Source organism: Brevundimonas sp. 01N35 (genome assembly GCF_056399785.1).
Genome location: NZ_JBFTRZ010000009.1, coordinates 1 through 20404, shown reverse-complemented (window position 1 = coordinate 20404; position 20404 = coordinate 1). Strand labels below are relative to the sequence as shown.

Here is a 20404-nt window from a genome sequence, read left to right as displayed (position 1 = left end):
TCGACCTTGGCGCGGAGCGCGGGAAGCGGTCAAGCCGCCTCAAGCTCCACCCAGAAGGTCGCGCCTTCGCCAGGCGCGGAGATCACGCCGATCTCGCCGCCCTGAAGCTCGGTCAGGCGCTTGGCCAGAGCCAGGCCGATGCCGTGCCCCTCGATGGCCGAGCGTTCCAGCCCCAGCCTGTTGAACGGCTCGAACAACTGCGCCTGCTTCTCCAGGGACAGGCCGGAGCCCTGGTCCCGGACCTCGATCCGGACTCGGCCATCGGCCCACAGGGCGCATAGTCTCACTACCCCGCCCGACGCGCCGTATTTGATGGCGTTGTTGGCCAGATTGCCGATCACCTGGGCCAGACGCTGCGAATCCGCCTGAGCGATCAGGGCGTCGCCTTCGACCGCCACGTCGACGGCCACGTTCGCCGCCTCCGGCTTCAGCATCACGGCGCGGCGCACGTCTTCCAGGACGCCGACCACGTCCGTGGGACGCAGATCGACCCTGAGGGCGCCCGACTCGGCGCGCGCCACATCCAGAAGATCATGGGCCAGGGCCTCCACCTGACGCGCGGTCTTGACCAGCATCTGCGCCATTTCGACCTGACCGGCGGAGGCTTCGCCCAGCTGGCCGCCGGCCCACAGTTCGCCGATGCCGATGATGCCGCCGACCGGGCTCTTGATCTCATGGGCGACGTTGGCCAGCAGGCGCGACTTCGCCGCCGAGGCGCGTTCGGCGCGGTCCCGTCCGGCGCGGGCGCGTTCCGCCAGACGGTCGCGTTCTTCCAGCAGGGCTGCGACCATCAGGATCGGCATATAGCCCAACAGCACCAGAAGCTGCCCGAGCAGGGCTCGGTGCTCAGCGCTGAAGGCATGATAGGGGCCATGACCGACCATCGTGCCGCCGATCGCCATGACCGAAACGATCAACAGCGCGGTGGCCGTCCCGGCCACACGGAAACGCACAGCCATCAGGACCAGCAGGGGCAACAGCAGGAAGCCGTAAGGCAAGCTCAGTTGGGAGAAGATCGCATAGCAGGCGGCGCCGACCAGACCGCATATGGCGACGCCTTCGGCCAGCCGCGCGGGCTGGCGCAGGATGGCCAAATGCCGCGACTGCAGCGCCAGGCCGAAGACGCCGATCACCGCGAACCCCAGCGAATGGCCGAACCACCAGATTCTGAACCCGTCCAGCACGTCCGCGCCGACCATGGCCTCAAGCGCCAGCGCACTGAGAATCGCCGAAGGCAGGGCCGATGCAGCGCAGACCGCCAGGAAACGGGTCAGTCCTTCGACGCTGTTGACGTTGAGGCCGGACACGAACCGACGGGTCAGCACGACCGCCAGAGTGATCTCCAGCAGGTTCATGGCGGTGAACATGAGGGACAGGGCCGGGCCGTTGCCGACCAGGAACTCGCCCGCCAAAACGCCCGTGACCACCAGGGCGCCGAAGCCGAAATCATAGGCCGTGCCGCGACCACTGCGCAGCCAGACCGCGAGAGCCAGCCCGCCCGCGCCCCACAGGGCTGCGACCAGACCGTTGGTGCGGGCGAAGCTGATCGCCAGAACCACCAGCACCGTCACCCCCACCGCAGTCAGGATCGGCGCCAACGGCTGGCGGAAGAAGCTGGCGTTTGGCGCGGCGACAACGCCGACCGCGCCGCGCTCCGCGTCGGCGTCGATGACGTATTCAGGCCTGTCGAGCGCGCGGCTCATGGTCATGATCGGGTCCGGTGTACGCGACTAACACCCCATCCTGCCCAAGCTTCCTAAACATCCTCTGAAGTCAGAACGCGGTCGCCAGAACGGCGTTAAGCGCCCGCACCGCCGCCGCAGGGCCTTCGGGATGCTTCCACACGCCCGCGCTGACCGCGACGAAATCCGCGCCCGCAGCGGCTACCTGGGCGGCGTTGTCGACCGTAATGCCGCCGATGGCGACGCACGGGGTCTCCATCGTCTCCTGCCAGATGGTCAGTTCCGCCAGTTCGGGCCGGTGCGTCGTTTCCTTGGTGTCCGTCGGGAAGAAGGCGCCGAAGGCGACATAGTCCGCGCCCGCCTCGGCGGCCTCCATGCCCAGGTGACGGCTATCGTGGCAGGTGGCGCCGATCATCGCGTCCGGTCCCATGATGCGCCGCGCCTCGGCCACTGACATATCGTCCTGGCCGACATGCACCCCGTCGCAGCCCGTGGCCTTCGCCAGGTCCGGCCGGTCATTCAGGATCACGGCCACGCCGTGGGCCCGGGCGATCGGCGCCAGCCGCGCCACGGCGGCGCGCACCTGATCATCCGAAACGTCCTTGAGCCGGATCTGCAGGGCCGCGACCTCGCCCGCCGACAGCGCCTGCTCCAGCAGGCCGGCGAAGGCCTCCAGGTCGGCGATGGCCGGCGGCGTGATCAGATATAGCTGACAGGGCGGACGGGGCGGAAGAGCGGGTTGACGAGCCATGCCCTCGCCCTGCCCGTCCCCGCGGCGGGCGTCAATGTCGCAACCTCATGCGAACGATTTGCACTCGCCTTAAGAAATGCTATAGCGAGCCATTCTCAAGAACTGCTTCGGGGCTTGTCGCCTTGTACGTCTGCAACTGTAACGGCCTTCGCCAACGTGACGTCGCTCAAGCCATCGAGGCGGGTGCGACCCGTCCGAAGGATATTTTCGCGACCAATCAATGCGCTCCGCAATGCGCCAAGTGCGTTTGCGAAATGCGTCAGATGATTCAGGACACCCAGGCGGCCTTCGCCCTCGCGGCCGAATAGTCTCTACTCCCGGCAGCGAATTTCACTCGCACTATCAATGCAGTGATAAATACTCGCAAATAATCCACGACGCCTTTGCCGTGGTAAAAGCCTTTGGCATCAGGCAGCGATCGAGTCTGGAGCGCCGTTCCGGCCTCCCGTCCGCCGCCGACGACGAAAGGCGACGACCATGAAGGGCGATCCGGCGATCATCCGCACCCTCAACGCGGTGCTGACCAACGAGCTGACGGCGGTCAACCAGTACTTCCTGCACGCTCGCATGTTCGAGAGCTGGGGCCTGGCCCACCTCGGCCACGTCATCTACGAAGAATCGATCGGCGAGATGAAGCACGCCGACATGCTGATCAAGCGCATCCTCTTCCTCGACGGCCTGCCCAACCTTCAGGACCTGCACAAGCTCAAGGTCGGCGAAGAGCCGATCGAATGCCTGGGCGCCGACCTGCAACTGGAAATCGACAGCCGCGCCACGACCGCCGCCGCCGTCGCCCAATGTGAAGCCGCAGGCGACTTCGTCAGCCGCGACCTGCTGATGAAGATCCTGTCCGACACCGAGGAGCACATCGACTTCCTCGAGAACCAGCACAAGTTGATCGAACTGCTGGGCGCCCAGAACTACCTTCAGTCCGCCATGAGCGAGATCAAGACGGACAGCGCCGCCACCGGCAACTGATCCTGCCTTCGCTGTCGCGCCAGGGGCCGCCCTGGCGACGACAGCGTTCGCCCCCCATTGCCCTTTTTCCGCCGTTCCTCTACGGCTCGCCGCGATTTCGCGCGCCCGCCCACGAAGCGGCCGGGCCGCCCCCAGCCCTTCGATCCCAGCGGTTTCAATGAAAATCAACGGCAACACCATCAAGCCCGGCATGGTCCTGCAGCACAACGGCGGCCTCTGGGTCGTCACCAAGGCCAGCCACGTCAAGCCCGGCAAGGGCGGCGCCTTCGCCAACGTCGAGGCCAAGAACCTCGAAACCGGCAACAAGCTGAACGAACGCTTCCGTTCGGAAGACAAGGTCGAGCGCGTCACGCTCGAACAGAAGGATTTCTCCTATCTGTTCGACAACGGCGACAGCCTCGTCTTCATGGACGACGCCACCTATGAGCAGATCGAACTGCGCAAGGACTGGGTCGGCGACGAACGCATCCCCTACCTGCAGGAGGGCATGAAGGTCATCATCGAGATGCACGAAGAGCGTCCGATCGGCCTGGAACTCCCGGAACAGGTCGTTCTGGAAGTCGCCGAGACCGAGCCCACCGTGAAGGGCCAGACGGCGTCGTCGTCCTACAAGCCCGCGATCGCCAACAACGGCGTCCGCATCATGATCCCGCCCTATATGTCGGCCGGCGAGCGCATCATCGTCGACACGACGACGGGCGAATACGTCCGCCGCGCGGACTAACAAACACCGTCTTTCCCGGCCAAGGTCGGGCGCTATAAGACAGTTACAGGGGCGCGGATGGTCCGCGCCCCTTTTGCTTCTCCGTCTCTCCGGGCCGACAGGGCCTTCAAGGACAGCCGGACCAGGAGATACTCATGGCTCTCGCCTCCGCCCTCGTTCAGGTCATCATCGGCGCAGTGCGCAAGACCGCCCGCCCCATGCTTCGCGACTTCGGCGAAGTCGCCCAGCTTCAGGTCTCGCGCAAAGGTCCGGGTGATTTCGTCACCGCCGCCGACCTCAAGGCCGAAGACACGCTGTTCGAACTGCTGATGAAGGCCCGCCCCGGCTACAGCTTCCTCGGCGAGGAACGCGGCATGGTCGAAGGCACCGACAAGTCGCACACCTGGATCGTCGACCCAATCGACGGCACCACCAACTTCATGCACGCCATGCCCCACTTCGCCATCACGGTGGGCCTGGAGCGCAAGCACCCCGACGGCTCGTCCGAGATCGTCGCCGGCGTCACCTACAACCCCGTGATGAACGAGCTGTTCTGGGCCGAAAAGGGCAAGGGTTGCTATCTGAACGACCAGCGCATCCGCGTCTCGGGCCGTCGCGACCTGTCCGAGAGCCTGATCTCGACCGGCCTGCCCTTCATCGGCAAGATCGGCCACTCCCAGGCGATCAAGGACATCCACGCGGTCGGCCAGCGCGTCGCCGGCATCCGTCGCCTGGGCGCCGCCTCGCTGGACTTCGCCTGGGTCGCCGCCGGCCGCTACGACGCCTATTTCGAGCGTAACCTGCAGCCCTGGGACGTGGCGGCGGGCATCCTGTTCGTCACCGAAGCCGGCGGCACCGTCACCACCATCGACATCGACGGCGACCCCAAGTCGGGCAAGCAGATCGTCGCCGCCAACCCCGAACTGCACCCGCAACTGCGCAAGATCCTGCAGGCGGCCTAACTAGAACTCTCCCTCCCCTTCATGGGGAGGGTGGCCGAGCCGTCAGGCGAGGCCGGGTGGGGGCGGCGTGGTCATTGACCCGCCGCCCTTGTCGTATCTAGCCCTCCCCACCCGCTCGCCGCTTCGCGACGACCACCCTCCCCATGAAGGGGAGGGAGAAATCACACGCGCGTCACGTCCCGCCCCTACCCTCGGCGCATGATCCGTCTCATCCTGACCGCCGCCCTCCTCCTCAGCGGAACCCCGGCCATGTCTGCGCCCGCCCCCCCAGTCGTTGCCAAGGTCATCGCCCATCGCGGCGCCTCCGGCGAACGGCCCGAGCACACCGCCTCGGCCTATCGACTAGCCATCGAACAGGGCGCGGACTTCATCGAGCCCGATCTGGTCATGACCCGCGACGGCCAGTTCGTCGTCCGCCACGAGAACGAGATCGGCGGCACGACCGACGCGGCCGACCACCCTGAGTTCGCCGCCCGCCGCGCCACCAAGACCATCGACGGCAATGAGACCACCGGCTGGTTCACCGAAGACTTCACCCTGGCCGAACTGAAGACCCTGCGCGCGCGCGAGCGCCTGCCCCTGCTGCGCCCCGCCAACACCGCCTGGGACGGCCAGGACGCCATCCTGACCTTCGACGAGGTCGTGGCCATCGCGCGCGAGGCGACCGCCCGCACCGGCCGCGTCATCGGCGTCGCGCCGGAGCTGAAGCACCCCTCCTATTTTGCCGGCATCGGCCTGCCGATGGAGAACGCCTTCGTCGCCGCGCTGGAGCGTCACGGCCTGACCGGCGCCGACGCCCCCATCCTGATCCAGTGTTTCGAGGTCGGGCCGCTGCAACGGCTCAAGACCCGCATCGACGCGCCGCTGCTGCAACTGATGAGCGTCTCCGGCGGCCCCGCCGACCGTCCCGACCTGACCTACGCCGCCATGAGCAGCCCCGAGGGCCTGAGCGCCGTCGCCGCCTATGCCGATGCTATCGGCGTCGAGACCGGCCTGATCCTGCCGCGCGACGAGGGCCGGAGCCTGCCGTCGACATCCCTCATCGCCGACGCCCATGCCGCGGGGCTGCAGGTCGTGGTCTGGACCTTCCGCGCCGAAAACGCCTTCCTGCCGCTGGAACGCCGGGTTGGCGATGCCCCCGCCAGCCACGGCGACCTGAGCGGCTATCTGAAGACCTTCTACGCCCTCGGCGTCGACGCCGTGTTCAGCGACTTTCCGGGCGTAGCGGTCGCGGCGAGGTAACAGCGCCTCTTTCCTCCCCATTTCATGGGGAGGGGGACCGCGTAGCGGTGGAGGGGGCGGCGCAAACGTCCACCGTCGAGTCGCCCCCTCCGTCTCGTCGGCTGCGCCGCCGATCCACCTCCCCATTCGCGCCGCGAACAGGGGGGAAAGGCCCGCCAGCCATCACAACGACGCTGGCTCGCGCCTTGATCTCAAAGCCTTTTCCAGCGTCCAGCCGCGCAACTCATGGCACCATCCCAGACCGCGTTATCATGCTCGCGTTCTTTGACATCGTCGCAGCCGCAAACGTCCCTCAATCCTCCCCCGCTCCGCAGGGAAGGATCGCCGGTCACCCCGGCGAAGATTGCCCCAATTGAACTGTTTTTTTCGGATCGCAGTGCAATCTCGGCGTTACCCCCTCTCCCGATGGGAGAGGGCTTGAGCCTCCAAGAGCGCAGCGATTGGCGAAGGCGAAAGGGTGAGGGTTCCCACCCCCAGTCGGCGCAAGCCGTAACGCCGCAGCCCAACCAACCGAATCCAAGCGCGACGGCTTCGCCGACGGCGCCCTTAGCCCCTCACCCTTTCGGCAGGCGGATCGCCTTCGGCTCTCCGAGCCTCAAGCCCTCTCCCGCCGGGAGAGGGTGAACTATTTACGTCCCCTGAAACTGCAAGGCCGCCAACCGCGCATACAGCCCGCCCCGCGCCGTCAGTTCGGCGTGGGTGCCTTCCTCGACCACCCTGCCGCCGTCCATGACGACGATGCGGTCGGCCCGCAGCACGGTGGCCAGACGGTGGGCGATGACCAAGGTGGTGCGCTCGGACATGGCCTGATCCAGCGCCGCCTGCACCAGACGCTCGTTCTCGGCGTCCAGAGCGCTGGTGGCTTCGTCCAGCAGCAGGATCGGGGCTTCGCGGACCAGAGCCCGCGCGATGGCCAGACGTTGCCGCTGACCGCCCGACAGGCTCTTGCCGCGCTCGCCCAGCGGCGTGTCGAAGCCCTGCGGCAGGGCCTCGAGGAAGCCCAGCGCCTGGGCCTCGTCGGCCACGGCGCGGGCCTCGGCCAGGGTCGCGGCCTCGCGGCCGAACCGGATGTTCTCCAGCGCCGAGCCCGAGAACAGGGGCGCCTCCTGCGACACCCAGGCGAAGCGCTCGCGCACCGCGACCGGGTCGGCCGCGCGCACGTCCACGCCGTCCACCGACACCAGACCGGATTGCGGATCATAGAAACGCAGCAACAGACGGAAGACCGTCGACTTGCCCGCGCCTGACGGCCCGACCAGGGCCACGGTCTCGCCCGGCCGCACGGTCAGGCTGAAACCCTTCAGCGCCGGCAGGTCGGGACGGCCCGGATAGGCGAAGTCCACCGCCGACATCGACACCTCGCCCAGCGGCGGCTGCGGCAGGGCCACAGGCTTGGCGGGCGGGGCGATGGCGGGGACGGCCCGCATCAGTTCGTCGATCCGCTCCATGGCCCCGGCGGCCTTCTGCACGTCGCCCCAGCTTTCGCCGAGCGCGCCCACGGCCCCGGCGGCGAAGACCGACAGCAGGACGAACTGCAACAGCGCCCCCGGCGTCATGGTCCCGGCGATCACGTCCTGCGCCCCCAGCCACAGCACCAGGGTCACGCCGCCGAACATGACGACGATGATCATGGCGGTCATCACCGCCCGCGCCCGCATCCGAACCAGGGAGACGCCGAAGGCCTCCTCCACCGCCGCGCCGAAGCGGCCGATGGCGCTCTTTTCACGCCCGAAGGCCTGAACCGTCTCGATGGCGTCCACGCTCTCGCCGGCGAAGCCGACGGCGTTGGCGAAGGTGTCCTGCGACTTGACCGTCAGCTTGCGCACCTGACGCCCGAAGATGAACAGCGGCACGATCAGCACCGGCACGATCAGCAGCACGAACCCGGTCAGCTTGGGGCTGACGAAGAACAGCAGAATCACCCCGCCGATCAGGGTGAAGAAGTTGCGCAGGGCATAGCTGACCGAGGTGGTCAGCAGGGTGTCGACCAACTGGATGTCGGTCGTCAGGCGCGACAGCACCTCGCCGGTCCGCATATGGGCGAAGAAGACCGGGTCCAGCGTCAGGATGCGCTGGAACAGGGCCGTGCGCAGGTCGGCGATGACCCGCTCGCCCGTCTTGGTCACGTAGAAATAGCGGAAGGCCGTCGCCAGCCCCAGAATCAGGGCGTTCGCCCCCAGAATCAGGAACCAGGTATTGATGTCGCGGCCAGCGTTCTCGAAGCCGTTGTCGATGGCCCCGCGCGCCGTCGCCGTCAGCCCCAGGGACGCCGCCGTCGAGAACAGCAGCCACAGGCCGGCGATCCCTGCGTCCAGCCGGTGTCGCATCATGAAGGGCAGCAAACGCCCCAGGGGCCTGATGTTGCGGGTCTTGGCGCGCTTGCCGCCCGCCTCGTCCATCTGTTCGGCCAGAAGGGCGCCGGCGCCGGGGCGACCGCGGGCCGCTTGGGCGTTGGCCTCTTGCGAAGCGGAAGGCGAGGAAACTTGGGTCATGCCAGCGCTCTTGCCCCGGAACGCCCCCCGGTGTAAACGCCGCCGCTCATTCCCGCCGCAGCCTCGGCGGGTTTCTCTATTTACGCGCATTGACGGTCGGCATCGTCGCCGCGCAGAGACGGATCAGATCGATGAAAGCGGACACGCACCCCGACTACCACTTCATCACGGTTGTGATGACTGACGGCAGCACCTTCCAGACCCGTTCGACCTACGGCAAAGAAGGCGCCTCGCTGGCCCTCGACATCGACCCGTCGACGCACCCGGCCTGGACCGGCGGCAACGCCCACATGCTGGACCGCGGTGGCCGCGTGTCGCGCTTCAACAACAAGTTCGGCGGCTTCATCAAGAAGTAAGCCCTCAGCCCGTCTCTGGGCTGCGACAAAGTCGTCACAGAAGCGCCGGTCCGATGGGCCGGCGCTTTTTGTTTGCCCGGAACGTCGATAACATGGCCGCGTTCGATCCTTCGGGGCGCAGGCGACGGGTCTGACGCCGGATCGGACTGCAAGAGTTTCAAGTATGAATCGACGGGAACTGGGCCTTGGCGTCGCGACGACGACCCTGACCCTCGGCGCGGCCTCGACCGCCTTGGCCCAAAACCGGCCCATCGACCCCCAGGTCTTCGTCGCCGGCTTCGAGGCCCAGGCTTTGCGCCTGCCGCCAGAGCAGCAGGCCGACGTCCGCGCCGTCTATCAGTTGACCGGCGGCAAGCCGATCTGGACCGCCGACCGGCTGCGTATCCTTCAGGACGTCGCCGCCGGGGCCGAGCGCCACGCCCTGCCCGCCGGGGACTTCTTCGACTTCGTCGGCCTGGCGGCTGATCCCGGCTCGGCCGAGATCCGCACCACCGCCGCCGCCGTCGCCTACGCCCGCGTCCTGGCCGAGGGCCGTGTCCGTCCCGAGACGGTGGAGGACCTGTGGGAGATGCAGAAGAACAGCGTCGACATCCCCACCGGCCTGACCCAGGCGATCAGCGCCAACCAACTCAGCCAGTGGTTCGACGGCCTGGCCCCGACCGACATCGGCTACACCAATCTGTCGGCCGGCTACGCCCGCTATCGCGGCATCGCCCGACAGGGCGGCTGGCCCGCCTTCCGTCAGGGCGGCACGATCGAGCCGGGGACCAGCGACAACCGCATCCCCGCCCTGATCGCCCGTCTGGTCGCCGAGGGCGACCTCAGCGCCTCGGCCGGTGCGCGCCTGAAAGGCAATCTGACCTACGGCTCCGAGCTGCAACAGGCCGTGCGCAGCTTCCAGACCCGCCACGGCCTGGGCCCGGACGGTCGCATCGGCCCCGGCACCCAGCGCTCGCTCGGCGCCTCGGCCGAGGACCGCGCTCGCCAGATCGCCCTCAACCTGGAACGCCGCCGCTGGCTGAAGCGCGAGCTGAATCCCGAGCGGATCGAGGTCAACACCGCCGCCGCCATCATGGTCTACTGGAAGGACGGCAAGCCGGTTCACTCCAACCGCGTCATCGTCGGCACGGACGAGAACCAGACCCCCAGCCTGGAAAAACCCTTCGCCTCGGTCGTGGCCAATCCGCCGTGGACCGTGCCCATGGGCATCGCCCGCCGCGAAATCCTGCCCAAGGGTCCCGGCTATCTGGCCGCCCACGACATGTACATCAACAGCGACGGATGGGTGGTGCAGCGCGCTGGGCCCAAGTCGTCGCTGGGCTATGTGAAGTTCGAGTTGCGGGACAGCTACGCCATCTTCCTGCACGACACCCCGTCAAAGGCCGCCTTCAACCTGACGGTGCGTCAGCGCAGCCACGGGTGCGTGCGGGTGCAGGACGCGGTCGAGTTCGCCCGCCTGCTGCTGTCGCCCGATCCGACCAAGCTGGCCGAATTCGACGCCGCCCAGGACAGCCGCGAGACCAAGCGCGTCACCACCGGCCGCGAAATCGCCGTGCGCCTGCTCTACTGGACGGCCTTCGTCGACGGACAGGGCCGGGTCGCCTTCCGCGAAGACGTCTATCAGCGGGACGCCAAGCTGGCGCAAGCCCTGGGCATCGCCGTCACCCTGCCGCGCGTCATCGCCGACGGGCCGAGCGACGCCAACGACGTCGGGCCGTAACGAACGCTTTAGAAGGTCAGCTCCCGAAGGCCGCCTGCAGCCGGTCCAGTTGGCTCTGGACCGGATTGACGGCCGGCTCATCGCCGCCGTCGAGGTACATGCGCCGGTCCAGATGCAGGACACGGTCGTACAGCTTCTCGGCGCGCACGGCGTATTCGATCAGGGCGATGGGCAGTTCACGGTGGCTCGGTTCGGTCTCGATCCGGCGATCCGCCAGCCGGTAACGCGGCTCGCAGGCCGTGGCCGCGCTCATGTCGTCCTCGCGCACGGCGCGCTGGACCAGCAGCCAGGACGCGATCTGCATCAGCCGCGTCGTCAGCTTCATGCTCTCGCCCGCATAGGCCAGGGCCGCCGCACGCGACAGCAGGCGCGAATCCTGACGCCCGTCGCCGTCCAAGTAGGCGGCCGTCTCCTCGACCAGCTCCATTCCCTCGCGGAAGGTGCGATCGAACAGCTCAGAACGCGCGAAATCCAGCACCTCGGCGCTGCGCGAACGCGACCCGGCCACATCGGCGTCGATGGCTGTCAACTCGGTTCTACCCATGAAAAGTCACGCGCGTCCGTCAGAACTCGCGGGTCGAAAGGACGCCGCACGGACCGGAACTGCAATCGTCATGCCACGGATTACGAAATCGCGGGAGGGCCTTCTCAGCGGAAATTGAACAGGGCGTCCGCCGCGCTGCGCTTGGAGGACTTGCCTTCAATGGCCGCCTTGGCGCGCGCGATCTCGGCCTCGAGGGCGGCGATACGCTCGTGCAACTCGTCCACGGCGTAGAGGTCCAGGTCCTCGCGTTCCAGCGCCGTCAGCGCCTCGCCGCGTTGGGGCCGGGGCTCCAGATCTTCCAACGTCATCATCGCCTCCGTGGTCAGCGACCGCACGAAGCCGTATGAAAACGCCCCAATGACGACGATTGCAAGCGGCGGAGCCATCATGCGGGTCATCGAGATCGAAGGCGGCAAGGGTCCGGCCGAAGCCCTGCATCTGGCGGAACGACCGCGGCCGACGCCCGCGCCCGGCGAAATCCGCATCCGTGTGCGCGCCGCCGGGGTCAACCGACCCGACATCGTGCAGCGTCTGGGGCTCTACCCCGCCCCGCCCGGCGCCTCGGACATTCTGGGGCTGGAAGTCGCGGGCGAGGTCGATGCGGTGGGCGAAGGCGTGGCCCGCTGGCGCGTCGGCGACCGTGTCTGCGCCTTACTGGGCGGGGGCGGCTACGCCGACTACGCCATGGCCGATGCCCGCCACGCCCTGCCCGTCCCCGACGATCTGGACTTCGTTCACGCCGCGGCCCTGCCCGAGACCGCCTTCACCGTCTTCGCCAACGTCTTCGAGGGCGGGGGACTGAAGGCCGGCGAGACCCTGCTGATCCACGGCGCGACCAGCGGCATCGGCGTCATGGCGATCCAGATGGCCAAGGCCGCGGGCGCGCGCGTCATCGCCACCTCGCGCGGCGAGGCCAAGGCCGAAGCCGCCCGCGCGCTCGGCGCCGACGTCAGTCTGAACGCCGCCGACGGCGACCTGCTGGCCGCGATCAAGGCTGCGGGCGGCGCCGACGTGGTGCTGGACATGGTCGGGGCGGCCTATGCCGAACTGAACCTCAACGCCCTCAAGCCCGGCGGCCGCTGGGTCGTCATCGCCACCCTGACCGGCGCCCTGGCGCAGATCGACCTGATGCGGGTGATGCTGAAACGGATCGTCCTGACCGGTTCGACCCTGCGAAGCCGCCCCGCCGACGAAAAGGCCCGCCTGGCGGCCGCCCTCGAGCAAACCGTCTGGCCCTGGGTCGCTTCGGGCAAGATCCGGGCGAAGGTCGAGGCGACCTTTCCGCTGGAACAGGCCGCCCCCGCACATCAGCGGCTGGAAGCCGGCGATCATGTCGGCAAGATCGTCCTGACGCTCTGAGCACCCGAACAAAAACGGGAGACCGAAGCCTCCCGTTTCCGGTGTCAGTAGCCGCGACGGGCGGGGCGAAGCGACGAAATCCGGTCGTTCATGCCCGAGCGGCCCAGGTCCCGCACGTCGCCGTTGATGACCTGGCAACGCCCGCGATAGTTGGCGTCCTCGCAGACTTCCCAGCTGCCGCGCTCCAGACGCAACGAACTGATCGCGTCGTTCAGACCGCTACTGCGCAGGTTCGGGATGTCTTCGCGGAAGGTCATCGACTGACCGCGGAAATTGGCGTCGCGATAGACAGTGATCGAAGCATTGCCCCAGCCCCCGCCGTGGCCGCCGCCCGGTCCGCCAGGCCGACCGGGACCGTTGCCAGGTCCGCCGCCTGTACGGCCGCCGTTCTCATAGTCGCCGCGATGATTGTAGCAGACCAGCAGGCCGTTATCGTTGCCGATGTCGCTGCTGGAGCAGCGCGCCAGTTCGATGGACGTCTCGCGCATCCGGCCGGAACGGTCGCGACAGTCGGCGTACAGGCGCCCCTGATTGACGTAGGAGCCGGAGCAGCTCTGCGCATAGCTGCCGCGCGGGGCGCCGCGCGTCTGAGCCTGGGCGTCCGCCGACGTGACAGTAACTGCCGACAGACCGCCGACCGCCGCGACCACACCTGCGGCTGCAATCAAGAACCTTCTCATGGGACGGTCTCCTCCGCTGCTCCCAGGGCGCACAACGCGCCCTCGGCCACACAGTTCACCATCACGGATGAACCTTGGCTGTATGCCAAGGTCAGACGACGTTTTCATTTGCCGGAAAATCGCCTATACAGAAGCTCTCGCGCCCGGCCGAAAGGTCGGGCGCCGCCGATTCAAACGCCCGATATTCGGGCCGCAAACGCCGGGACGCACGCCCCATGACCGACATCCTGATGCCCAAGGCCACCGCGGTCTGGCTGGTGGACAACACCTCGCTCTCCTTCGAGCAGATCGCTGATTTTTGCGGCCTGCACCCGCTGGAAGTGCGCGGCATCGCCGACGGCGACGTGGCCCGCGACATCCGCGGCGTGGACCCGGTCACGGGCGGCCAACTGACGCGTGAAGAACTGGAAAAAGCCCAGGACAACCCCGACTACCGCATGAAGGCTGTGGTCAGCCGCCACGCCGACCTGATGAAGCCCAGCAAGAGCGGCCCCAAGTACACGCCCGTGTCGCGTCGTCAGGACCGTCCGGACGCCATCGCCTGGTTCGTGCGCAACCACCCGGAAGTGACCGACGCCCAGATCGCCAAGCTGCTGGGCACCACCAAGTCCACCATCGAGACCGTGCGCAACCGCACCCACTGGAACTCGGCCAACATCAAGCCGGTCGATCCGGTAACGCTCGGCCTGGTCGGCCAGCTGCAGCTCGATGAAATCGTCAAGAAGGCCGCCGACAAGAAGGCCAAGGACGACGCCAAGGCCGGCGGCGCCGCCCTGCAATCCATCCAAGCCGAACCGGAAGAGCCCGAGTTCGTCCCGGAAGAGCGCGTGCGCCCCGGCGCCGAGCCCACCGCCGAGTCGGTGTTCGGCAAGAACGACTGATCGTTCTGCCCTGAAACAAGAAACGGCCCCGAGGATCGCTCTTCGGGGCCGTTCTCGTTTTGGGAGGAGTGGCTAGTGGGCCCTGGCCTCCAGACTAGTGATTTCTTCCTTCAGCCTGAGCTTTCGCTGCTTGAGTTCCCTGAGTTGGATCGGGTCCGCGGTGGGTCTCCGCGCCTCCTGCTGGATCGTTTCGTCCAGCGAACGGTGACGGTTTCCCAGTTCGCGAATACGAGCCTCGATGGTCATGGCTTGCGCCTCCATGTCTAAGGGACCACTACACTGAGCGCCCGGAACGACGGGCTGTGGAATCACATTGCGGTGACCCTCCGCCGCTCCGAACACGGACACTGTGGAAGTCAAAATGGCCGATGATGTGAACTCGACCATAAGCAAGCCGGCCCCCTTGCGGCTGGTCGTTGGAATCTCCGGCGCTTCCGGCGCGATCTACGGCGCACGGGTGCTGGATGCGCTCCGGGAACTGAGCATCGAGAGCCATCTGGTGGTCAGCAAGGCCGCCCTGCTCACATTGTCGCAGGAGACAGACCTGACGCCCGACGACCTGATGTCCAAGGCCTCCGTCGTCTACAAACTGGCCGATGTCGGCGCCGCTATCGCCTCGGGCTCCTTCCGCACGCTCGGCATGATCGTGGCCCCCTGCTCGGTGCGCACCATGAGCGAGATCGCCACCGGCGTGACCTCGACCCTGCTGACCCGCGCCGCCGACGTGGCGCTGAAGGAGCGCCGCCCCTTGGTGCTGATGGTGCGAGAGACGCCGCTGCACCTGGGCCACCTGCGCACCATGACCGCCCTGGCCGAAATGGGAGCCGTCATCGCCCCGCCCCTGCCCGCCTTCTACGCCAAGCCCGCCTCCATCGCCGACATGGTGGACCAGTCGGTCGGCCGGGCGCTGGACCTGTTCGGCCTGGACTGGTCCGCCGTGCGCCGCTGGGAAGGCCTCAAGGGCGCAAGCGAAGCATGAGCGACCTGTGGACCTGGGCCGTCGCAGCCTATGACGCGCCGGGCGTCGCCGAGGTCTGCCTGAGCCTGCAGGACCACAACGAGCAGAACGTGCCCCTGTTGCTGTGGGCCGCCTGGGTCGCCGTGACCGGCCGCCGCCCGGACGAGGAAACCCTTGAGGCCGCCTGCGACACGGCGAGAGCCTATGACACCGTGATCGTGGCCCACCTGCGCGCCGTTCGCCGCACGCTGAAGGCGCCCATCCCCGACATCGACGATGCGGCGCGCGAGGCGCTGCGACAACAGGTCAAGACGGTCGAGCTGGACGCCGAGCGCCGCCTGATGCTGGAGCTGGAAAGCCTGGCCCCCGCCCCGTCCGGCGCGCCGCGCCGCGCCATCGACGGTCTGGCCGAGACCGCCCGGCAGTGGACCCGGATCGTGCCGCGGCCCGCGCTGACAACCCTGGCCGAACGCCTTCCCGCCTGACGGCCGGTCAGCTATAAGATAACGGGTCCGGGGCGAACCATGAACGACGACCAACCTTTTCTGTCCGATGAGGACCAGCGGCTGCGGGCTGAGCTGAAAACGCTCCTGCAAGAACATGCCGACCTGGACGCCTCGATCGACGCCCTGGGTCATATGCCGATCCCCGATCAACTGCTGATCGCGCGCCTGAAGCGGAAGAAGCTGGCCCTGCGCGACGAGATCGTGAAGGTCGAAGACCGCATCCTGCCCGACATCATCGCCTGAGCCGGACTGATAAGCGCCGTCAGCGGCCCTTCTTCCTCAGCCACATGGCCGCGTCGGCTTCCGACAGCCAGATCTCGGGATCGGTCTGGCCGGAATAGGCCCGGACGCCGAACGAACCGCCCAGAGCTGCGCGCTCGCCCTGCCACTGGAAGCCGTCGGCTTCGAGCGTTTCCGCCAGACGCCGGGCCTTGTCGCGACCTTCCTCGACCCCGGCGTGCAGCAGCAGCAGCGCGAACTCGTCGCCGCCCAACCGCCCGACGGCGTCGGACTCGCGCACATTTTCCAGCAGCAGGTCCGCGACCCGCACTAGGGCGGCGTCCCCGGCGGCGTGGCCCAGCCGGTCATTGACGCCCTTGAACCCGTCCAGATCGAGGTACAACAGCACCGCCTGAACCTCGTGACGGCGGCAGAAGGCCATGCTGCGGTTCAATACCGTCATGAAGCCGCGCCGGTTCAGCGCCCGGGTCAGGACATCATGATCCGCCAGGGCCTCGGCCTCCTCGGCGCGGGCGGTCAGGGCGACGACCTCGGCGCGCAGCCGTTCGATCTCGGCGTGCAGATCGGTCTCTGCAGTCGGTTCGGCCACGTCGGTCAAGTCAGGCTCCGGTATCGCGAATCGCGGGCGACTCAGGCCCTCGCGACGCTAGGGATTCTAGCGACCTTGGTTGCGGGCGCAACGCGCGTGCTGTAACGGGCCGCTTTCCGTGTGGGGAGCCTTCGCGCATGACCGCCTCGACGCCACCTGTCGCCATCATCATGGGCAGCCGTTCCGACTGGCCGACCATGAAGCTGGCCGCCGAACGTCTGGACCAGTTGGGCGTCGCCTGGGAAGCCAAGGTCGTCAGCGCCCACCGCACCCCGAAGCGTCTGTATGACTTTGCCACGAACGCCAAGGCGAACGGCCACAAGGTCATCATCGCCGGCGCCGGCGGCGCAGCCCACCTGCCCGGCATGGCCGCCTCGATGACCGACCTGCCCGTGCTGGGCGTGCCGGTCCAGTCCAAGGCGCTGAAGGGGCTGGATAGCCTGCTCTCCATCGTCCAGATGCCCGGCGGCGTGCCGGTCGCCACCCTGGCCATCGGCGAGGCGGGCGCCGCCAACGCCGGCATCCTGGCGGCGCAGATCCTGGCCCTGTCGGACCCCGCATTGGCCGAGCGCCTGAGCGCCTTCCGCACCGCCCAGACCGAATCCGTCGCCGAAACCGTCGAGGACTGACTTGCCCCAGTTGCCCCTGCCCCCCGGATCGACCCTCGGCATTCTCGGCGGGGGCCAGCTGGGCCGGATGCTGAGCCAGGCCGCCTCGCGCCTGGGCTTCGACGTGGTGATCCTCGACCCCGAGCCCGACTGCCCGGCCGCCCGCGTCTCGCGCGCCCAGATCACCGCCCCCTATGACGACCCTGACGCGCTTCAGGCCCTGGGCCGACTGTGCGACGTCGTCACCTTCGAGTTCGAGAACGTGCCCGCTCTGTCGGTGGAACAGTTGGCCGAGGCCGGCGCCCTGGTCGCGCCCGGGCCGACGGCTCTGGCCGTCGCCCAGGACCGAGTGGACGAGAAGACCTATCTGAACGCCGTCGGCGCCCCGACCGTCGATTTCGCGTCCGTCGCCACGCTGGACGACCTGACCGCCGGCATCGAAGCTCTGGGCCTGCCCGCCCTGCTGAAGACCCGCCGCGAAGGCTATGACGGCAAGGGTCAGGTCTGGATCCGCGACGCCGCCCAGGCCGAGGCCGCCTTTGACGCCATCGGCCGCCGCCCCGCCATTCTTGAAGCCGCCGCCGTCTTCAACCGCGAACTGTCGGTGATCGCCGCGCGCGACCATGACGGCGCGGTCGCCGTCTATCCGCTGGGCGAGAACATCCACGCCAACGGGGTGCTGAAGACCACCCTCGCACCCGCCGCCGTCGATGCGAAGACGCAAGCGCGCGCCCACGAGATCGCCGCCGCCGTCCTCGACGGCCTCGACTATGTCGGCGTCATGGGCATCGAACTGTTCGACATGGGCGCCAATTCTGAAGGAAAGCCCGAACTGCTGGTGAACGAGGTCGCCCCACGCGTCCACAACACCGGCCACTGGACCCAGGACGGCTGCGTCTGCGATCAGTTCGAACAGCACGTCCGCGCAATCGTCGGCTGGCCCCTCGGCCCCACCGAGGCCCACGCTCGGATCGAGATGACCAATCTGCTGGGCGACGAGGTCGATCAGTGGCGCGCCCTGGCTGCTGAGCCGAACGCCCGACTGCACCTCTACGGCAAGCATCAGGCTCGCGCCGGCCGCAAGATGGCGCATGTGAACCGCATCCTCTGATCCCTCTCCCGATGGGAGAGGGCTTGAGCCTCCAAGAGCGAAGCGATTGGCAAGGCGAAAGGGGGAGGGTCGGCGGTCAGCCGTTCAAGCGCTGCGCGTGCATCCTTACGGCTTCGATCAACTCTTCTGGCGCGCCGAAGACCTGATTATTAGACACCCGGATCAAGGTCCAACCCAATGCCTCAAGCGTCTGCTGCCGCTCAAGGTCGCGCGCCGCGACCTCATCCAGCCGATGCACGCCGCCATCGACCTCGATGATCAGGCGTAGTGGATCGCAAGCGAAGTCCGCGAAATACGGTCCCACAGGATGCTGACGGCGGAACTTGTGTCCGTCGATCCGCCCGCCGCGCAGGGCCGACCAGACACGTTCCTCAGCGCGTCCGGAAGCTTGGCGCAACGCACGCGCACGGTCGGCTCGTAAGGATGTCATGGGGTTAGAGTGTGCAAGCCGCGAGAAACAACGGCAAGCCGGGAACCCTCACCCTTTCGCGCTAGGACGATCGCTTCGCTCTCGTGCGCTCAAGCCCTCTCCCATCGGGAGAGGGAGCTACGCTTCCTTCGCCCCATAGCGTAACCGCCCCAGCGCATCCGTCACGGCCTTTAGCGGCGCGTCGAAATCCTTGCCCGCCTTCCACTTCTCGAAGGCCATGACGTTCTCGATGCGGCGGCCGACGAAGGCCTCCGCCGCCTCCTTGCCGTCGAACCAGCGCATGGTCAGGGCCGGAATCAGGATGCCGCCCAGGATGGCCCGCTTGGAATAGTGGTTCTGATCCGTCGCCGTGTCCCCGGCCCAGCGCCACAGGTGGTCGGCGCTCTCCCAGGCCAGCTTGAAGCCCAGGTCGACGTTGGTCGGCAGGCTTAGGAAACCGGCGCAGCGCTTGGCCGCCTCGATGTCCTGCGCCCCGGCCTCCATCCGCGCCGAGACGGCGGCGGCGATTCGCTGGCGAATCTTCATCGTGTCCGGCGGCGTGGCCTCCAGCGCCTTCAACGCCCGCGAATCGTGACGGCGCGACAGCAGGACGGCGAGATCGCGCGCGCCGTTGGGCAGCAGCAACTCCTCGTCGCCCAGCGACAGGCCGTTCGCCTCGCACGCCGCGCGCACCAGGCGGCTGTTCCAGCCCAGCACGGGCGCGCGTTCTATAGCGGCGTCCAGGACGCCCTGTTCCGTGCGGGCGGCCCAATCGTCCTTGGGGGCGGGTTTGGGATCGGCGTCGGCGGCTTCGGTCATATCCCCAGAATAGTCCTGTCCTTCGGGCTTTTCGACCCATCACGATTGCCTGTGTCGATCTGGACAGGCCCAGGCTGGTCGTGTATCAGCGCGCCTTCATCCGAGAGCCCCGCCTTTCGGAAGAGGTTTTTATTTTGTCTGCCCGTCTCCCTTCGAAAGGACGCGGCGGGCGGCCAAAGGAGAGATAACCCTGGTTCAGATTTTCGTCCGCGACAACAACGTCGATCAGGCCCTCAAGGCCCTGAAAAAGAAGATGCAACGCGAAGGCAGCTTCCGTGAAATGAAGCGCCACGTGCACTTCGAAAAGCCTTCGGAAAAGCGCGCCCGTCAAAAGGCTGAAGCTGTCCGTCGCGCCCGCAAGCTGGCTCGCAAGCGCGCCCAGCGCGAGGGCCTGCTGCCGGCTCCGAAGCCCCGGGTTCCGGGCGGCCGTTAATACGGCTCCAGCCTCGGCTGAAAGATCAAGGCCCGCCCCGGGAAACCGGAGCGGGCCTTTTCTTTGGCTGAACGCCGCTGCCCGCCTCGCGAAATCGCGGGCGGCGGAGGGCTGGGCGGGGCGCCGGGCCTTCGCCCGGAGAGGTTGTAGTTTTACCGTTTCGACGAAGGCCGACGCCCCGCGCGAAGAGTTGGACATGAGCTCGGGGCAGGCGCCGCTGTTTGCGGCTACTCCCGGCGCCCATGACGGGCAGGCCGCGCGACGACGCGGTCCTGGAACGGTCCGAGTAACCCCCTCGACCCTGACCGGAGCCTCTACGATGGACGGGTCGAACGCCCCGTCGCTAGGCCCCAGCGGCGTCATGAATGGAGTGTGGTCTAT

The 20404-nt window shown here is 67.6% G+C and carries 26 protein-coding genes; 16 read left to right on the top strand and 10 right to left on the bottom strand.

The annotated features are described in order from the left end of the window. Positions 1-29: 29 nt before the first annotated feature. Complete coding sequence (locus tag AC1DJ5_RS10675) at positions 30-1709, bottom strand: sensor histidine kinase (RefSeq protein WP_477020568.1); 1680 nt, start codon at positions 1707-1709, stop codon at positions 30-32. 64 nt (positions 1710-1773) lie between these two features. After that, positions 1774-2433 (bottom strand): thiamine phosphate synthase, encoded by a 660-nt coding sequence (gene thiE / locus AC1DJ5_RS10670; protein ID WP_441455469.1) that lies wholly within the window; start codon positions 2431-2433, stop codon positions 1774-1776. A gap of 122 nt (positions 2434-2555) precedes the next feature. Here thiE and AC1DJ5_RS10665 point away from each other — a divergent pair, with 122 nt between their 5' ends. The 5 genes from AC1DJ5_RS10665 to AC1DJ5_RS10645 all read left to right on the top strand — a co-directional run bounded on the left by AC1DJ5_RS10665 (position 2556) and on the right by AC1DJ5_RS10645 (position 6318). After that, positions 2556-2741 (top strand): (2Fe-2S)-binding protein, encoded by a 186-nt coding sequence (locus tag AC1DJ5_RS10665; RefSeq protein ID WP_441455467.1) that lies wholly within the window; start codon positions 2556-2558, stop codon positions 2739-2741. Positions 2742-2910: 169 nt separating this feature from the next. Next, positions 2911-3411 carry a bacterioferritin gene (gene bfr, locus AC1DJ5_RS10660; protein WP_441455466.1) on the top strand — a complete coding sequence of 167 codons (501 nt, stop codon included), beginning with the start codon at positions 2911-2913 and terminating at the stop codon, positions 3409-3411. A gap of 157 nt (positions 3412-3568) precedes the next feature. Beyond that, on the top strand, positions 3569-4135 hold the full coding sequence (efp, locus tag AC1DJ5_RS10655) for an elongation factor P (RefSeq protein WP_441455463.1): 567 nt from the start codon (positions 3569-3571) through the stop codon (positions 4133-4135). A gap of 134 nt (positions 4136-4269) precedes the next feature. After that, positions 4270-5076: an inositol monophosphatase family protein gene (locus tag AC1DJ5_RS10650; protein ID WP_441455462.1), complete on the top strand. Its 807-nt coding sequence runs from the start codon at positions 4270-4272 to the stop codon at positions 5074-5076. 198 nt (positions 5077-5274) lie between these two features. After that, entirely contained in the window at positions 5275-6318 is a 1044-nt protein-coding gene (locus AC1DJ5_RS10645) for a glycerophosphodiester phosphodiesterase (RefSeq protein WP_477020567.1), read from the top strand. Between the two features lie 629 nt (positions 6319-6947). Here AC1DJ5_RS10645 and AC1DJ5_RS10640 read toward each other — a convergent pair. Further along, positions 6948-8810 (bottom strand): ABC transporter transmembrane domain-containing protein, encoded by a 1863-nt coding sequence (locus AC1DJ5_RS10640; RefSeq protein WP_441455459.1) that lies wholly within the window; start codon positions 8808-8810, stop codon positions 6948-6950. Between the two features lie 131 nt (positions 8811-8941). On the opposite strand from AC1DJ5_RS10640, the gene rpmE reads away from it, so the two are divergent. Both rpmE and AC1DJ5_RS10630 read left to right on the top strand, forming a co-directional pair. Continuing rightward, positions 8942-9166, top strand: a complete 225-nt coding sequence (gene rpmE / locus AC1DJ5_RS10635) for a 50S ribosomal protein L31 (RefSeq protein WP_441455458.1) — start codon at positions 8942-8944, stop codon at positions 9164-9166. Between the two features lie 163 nt (positions 9167-9329). Beyond that, complete coding sequence (locus AC1DJ5_RS10630; protein WP_477020566.1) at positions 9330-10886, top strand: L,D-transpeptidase family protein; 1557 nt, start codon at positions 9330-9332, stop codon at positions 10884-10886. A gap of 16 nt (positions 10887-10902) precedes the next feature. Here AC1DJ5_RS10630 and rcdA read toward each other — a convergent pair whose 3' ends face one another. Both rcdA and AC1DJ5_RS10620 read right to left on the bottom strand, forming a co-directional pair. After that, on the bottom strand, positions 10903-11430 hold the full coding sequence (gene rcdA, locus AC1DJ5_RS10625; protein WP_477020565.1) for a protease adaptor protein RcdA: 528 nt from the start codon (positions 11428-11430) through the stop codon (positions 10903-10905). Between the two features lie 104 nt (positions 11431-11534). Continuing rightward, positions 11535-11738 (bottom strand): DUF1192 domain-containing protein, encoded by a 204-nt coding sequence (locus AC1DJ5_RS10620; protein WP_477020564.1) that lies wholly within the window; start codon positions 11736-11738, stop codon positions 11535-11537. Between the two features lie 79 nt (positions 11739-11817). Here AC1DJ5_RS10620 and AC1DJ5_RS10615 point away from each other — a divergent pair, with 79 nt between their 5' ends. Next, a complete protein-coding gene (locus tag AC1DJ5_RS10615; RefSeq protein ID WP_477020634.1) occupies positions 11818-12789 on the top strand; it encodes an NAD(P)H-quinone oxidoreductase in 972 nt (323 codons plus the stop codon). A 44-nt stretch (positions 12790-12833) separates the two neighbouring features. Here the strand turns inward: AC1DJ5_RS10615 and AC1DJ5_RS10610 are convergent, their stop codons facing one another. Then, positions 12834-13469 carry a beta/gamma crystallin-related protein gene (locus tag AC1DJ5_RS10610; RefSeq protein ID WP_477020563.1) on the bottom strand — a complete coding sequence of 212 codons (636 nt, stop codon included), beginning with the start codon at positions 13467-13469 and terminating at the stop codon, positions 12834-12836. Positions 13470-13684: 215 nt separating this feature from the next. Here AC1DJ5_RS10610 and AC1DJ5_RS10605 point away from each other — a divergent pair, with 215 nt between their 5' ends. After that, positions 13685-14350, top strand: a complete 666-nt coding sequence (locus AC1DJ5_RS10605; RefSeq protein ID WP_477020562.1) for a DUF1013 domain-containing protein — start codon at positions 13685-13687, stop codon at positions 14348-14350. 72 nt (positions 14351-14422) lie between these two features. On the opposite strand, the gene AC1DJ5_RS10600 is transcribed toward AC1DJ5_RS10605, so the two are convergent. Then, positions 14423-14596 carry a YdcH family protein gene (locus AC1DJ5_RS10600; protein ID WP_441455449.1) on the bottom strand — a complete coding sequence of 58 codons (174 nt, stop codon included), beginning with the start codon at positions 14594-14596 and terminating at the stop codon, positions 14423-14425. 115 nt (positions 14597-14711) lie between these two features. On the opposite strand from AC1DJ5_RS10600, the gene AC1DJ5_RS10595 reads away from it, so the two are divergent. The 3 genes from AC1DJ5_RS10595 to AC1DJ5_RS10585 are packed head-to-tail and all read left to right on the top strand — an operon-like array spanning position 14712 to position 16057. Then, positions 14712-15329 carry a UbiX family flavin prenyltransferase gene (locus tag AC1DJ5_RS10595; protein WP_441455448.1) on the top strand — a complete coding sequence of 206 codons (618 nt, stop codon included), beginning with the start codon at positions 14712-14714 and terminating at the stop codon, positions 15327-15329. Further along, the gene (locus tag AC1DJ5_RS10590) at positions 15326-15793 is read left to right on the top strand and encodes a TIGR02444 family protein (RefSeq protein ID WP_477020561.1); all 468 of its coding nucleotides are present in this window, start codon (positions 15326-15328) and stop codon (positions 15791-15793) included. The genes AC1DJ5_RS10595 and AC1DJ5_RS10590 overlap by 4 nt, the downstream gene beginning before the upstream one ends. A 39-nt stretch (positions 15794-15832) precedes the next feature. Then, positions 15833-16057 (top strand): YdcH family protein, encoded by a 225-nt coding sequence (locus AC1DJ5_RS10585; RefSeq protein WP_441455446.1) that lies wholly within the window; start codon positions 15833-15835, stop codon positions 16055-16057. Between the two features lie 19 nt (positions 16058-16076). Here the strand turns inward: AC1DJ5_RS10585 and AC1DJ5_RS10580 are convergent, their stop codons facing one another. Then, complete coding sequence (locus tag AC1DJ5_RS10580) at positions 16077-16643, bottom strand: GGDEF domain-containing protein (protein WP_441455618.1); 567 nt, start codon at positions 16641-16643, stop codon at positions 16077-16079. 137 nt (positions 16644-16780) lie between these two features. Here AC1DJ5_RS10580 and purE point away from each other — a divergent pair, with 137 nt between their 5' ends. Next, positions 16781-17272 carry a 5-(carboxyamino)imidazole ribonucleotide mutase gene (gene purE, locus AC1DJ5_RS10575; RefSeq protein WP_441455444.1) on the top strand — a complete coding sequence of 164 codons (492 nt, stop codon included), beginning with the start codon at positions 16781-16783 and terminating at the stop codon, positions 17270-17272. Between the two features lies 1 nt (position 17273). Next, on the top strand, positions 17274-18362 hold the full coding sequence (locus AC1DJ5_RS10570; protein WP_477020560.1) for a 5-(carboxyamino)imidazole ribonucleotide synthase: 1089 nt from the start codon (positions 17274-17276) through the stop codon (positions 18360-18362). A gap of 76 nt (positions 18363-18438) precedes the next feature. Here AC1DJ5_RS10570 and AC1DJ5_RS10565 read toward each other — a convergent pair whose 3' ends face one another. Then, positions 18439-18792, bottom strand: coding sequence for an endonuclease domain-containing protein (locus AC1DJ5_RS10565; RefSeq protein WP_477020559.1), 354 nt, complete (start codon positions 18790-18792; stop codon positions 18439-18441). A gap of 117 nt (positions 18793-18909) precedes the next feature. Continuing rightward, complete coding sequence (locus AC1DJ5_RS10560; RefSeq protein ID WP_477020558.1) at positions 18910-19590, bottom strand: COQ9 family protein; 681 nt, start codon at positions 19588-19590, stop codon at positions 18910-18912. Between the two features lie 190 nt (positions 19591-19780). Here AC1DJ5_RS10560 and rpsU point away from each other — a divergent pair, with 190 nt between their 5' ends. Both rpsU and AC1DJ5_RS10550 read left to right on the top strand, forming a co-directional pair. After that, positions 19781-20023, top strand: coding sequence for a 30S ribosomal protein S21 (rpsU, locus tag AC1DJ5_RS10555; protein WP_184271562.1), 243 nt, complete (start codon positions 19781-19783; stop codon positions 20021-20023). A gap of 196 nt (positions 20024-20219) precedes the next feature. Continuing rightward, a partial coding sequence (locus AC1DJ5_RS10550) for a hypothetical protein (RefSeq protein WP_477020557.1) occupies positions 20220-20404 on the top strand: 185 nt, incomplete at its 3' end.

Bases quoted from the DNA above. Each gene is read 5' to 3' on its own strand.
- AC1DJ5_RS10565 (WP_477020559.1), bottom strand. From the start codon at position 18,792: ATGACATCCTTACGAGCCGACCGTGCGCGTGCGTTGCGCCAAGCTTCC.
- thiE (WP_441455469.1), bottom strand. From the start codon at position 2,433: ATGGCTCGTCAACCCGCTCTTCCGCCCCGTCCGCCCTGTCAGCTATAT.
- efp (WP_441455463.1), top strand. From the start codon at position 3,569: ATGAAAATCAACGGCAACACCATCAAGCCCGGCATGGTCCTGCAGCAC.
- AC1DJ5_RS10620 (WP_477020564.1), bottom strand. From the start codon at position 11,738: ATGACGTTGGAAGATCTGGAGCCCCGGCCCCAACGCGGCGAGGCGCTG.
- AC1DJ5_RS10600 (WP_441455449.1), bottom strand. From the start codon at position 14,596: ATGACCATCGAGGCTCGTATTCGCGAACTGGGAAACCGTCACCGTTCG.
- rpmE (WP_441455458.1), top strand. From the start codon at position 8,942: ATGAAAGCGGACACGCACCCCGACTACCACTTCATCACGGTTGTGATG.
- AC1DJ5_RS10590 (WP_477020561.1), top strand. From the start codon at position 15,326: ATGAGCGACCTGTGGACCTGGGCCGTCGCAGCCTATGACGCGCCGGGC.
- AC1DJ5_RS10630 (WP_477020566.1), top strand. From the start codon at position 9,330: ATGAATCGACGGGAACTGGGCCTTGGCGTCGCGACGACGACCCTGACC.
- AC1DJ5_RS10605 (WP_477020562.1), top strand. From the start codon at position 13,685: ATGACCGACATCCTGATGCCCAAGGCCACCGCGGTCTGGCTGGTGGAC.
- AC1DJ5_RS10615 (WP_477020634.1), top strand. From the start codon at position 11,818: ATGCGGGTCATCGAGATCGAAGGCGGCAAGGGTCCGGCCGAAGCCCTG.
- AC1DJ5_RS10595 (WP_441455448.1), top strand. From the start codon at position 14,712: ATGGCCGATGATGTGAACTCGACCATAAGCAAGCCGGCCCCCTTGCGG.
- bfr (WP_441455466.1), top strand. From the start codon at position 2,911: ATGAAGGGCGATCCGGCGATCATCCGCACCCTCAACGCGGTGCTGACC.
- AC1DJ5_RS10610 (WP_477020563.1), bottom strand. From the start codon at position 13,469: ATGAGAAGGTTCTTGATTGCAGCCGCAGGTGTGGTCGCGGCGGTCGGC.
- AC1DJ5_RS10585 (WP_441455446.1), top strand. From the start codon at position 15,833: ATGAACGACGACCAACCTTTTCTGTCCGATGAGGACCAGCGGCTGCGG.
- AC1DJ5_RS10560 (WP_477020558.1), bottom strand. From the start codon at position 19,590: ATGACCGAAGCCGCCGACGCCGATCCCAAACCCGCCCCCAAGGACGAT.
- AC1DJ5_RS10675 (WP_477020568.1), bottom strand. From the start codon at position 1,709: ATGACCATGAGCCGCGCGCTCGACAGGCCTGAATACGTCATCGACGCC.
- purE (WP_441455444.1), top strand. From the start codon at position 16,781: ATGACCGCCTCGACGCCACCTGTCGCCATCATCATGGGCAGCCGTTCC.
- AC1DJ5_RS10645 (WP_477020567.1), top strand. From the start codon at position 5,275: ATGATCCGTCTCATCCTGACCGCCGCCCTCCTCCTCAGCGGAACCCCG.
- AC1DJ5_RS10650 (WP_441455462.1), top strand. From the start codon at position 4,270: ATGGCTCTCGCCTCCGCCCTCGTTCAGGTCATCATCGGCGCAGTGCGC.
- AC1DJ5_RS10640 (WP_441455459.1), bottom strand. From the start codon at position 8,810: ATGACCCAAGTTTCCTCGCCTTCCGCTTCGCAAGAGGCCAACGCCCAA.
- rcdA (WP_477020565.1), bottom strand. From the start codon at position 11,430: ATGGGTAGAACCGAGTTGACAGCCATCGACGCCGATGTGGCCGGGTCG.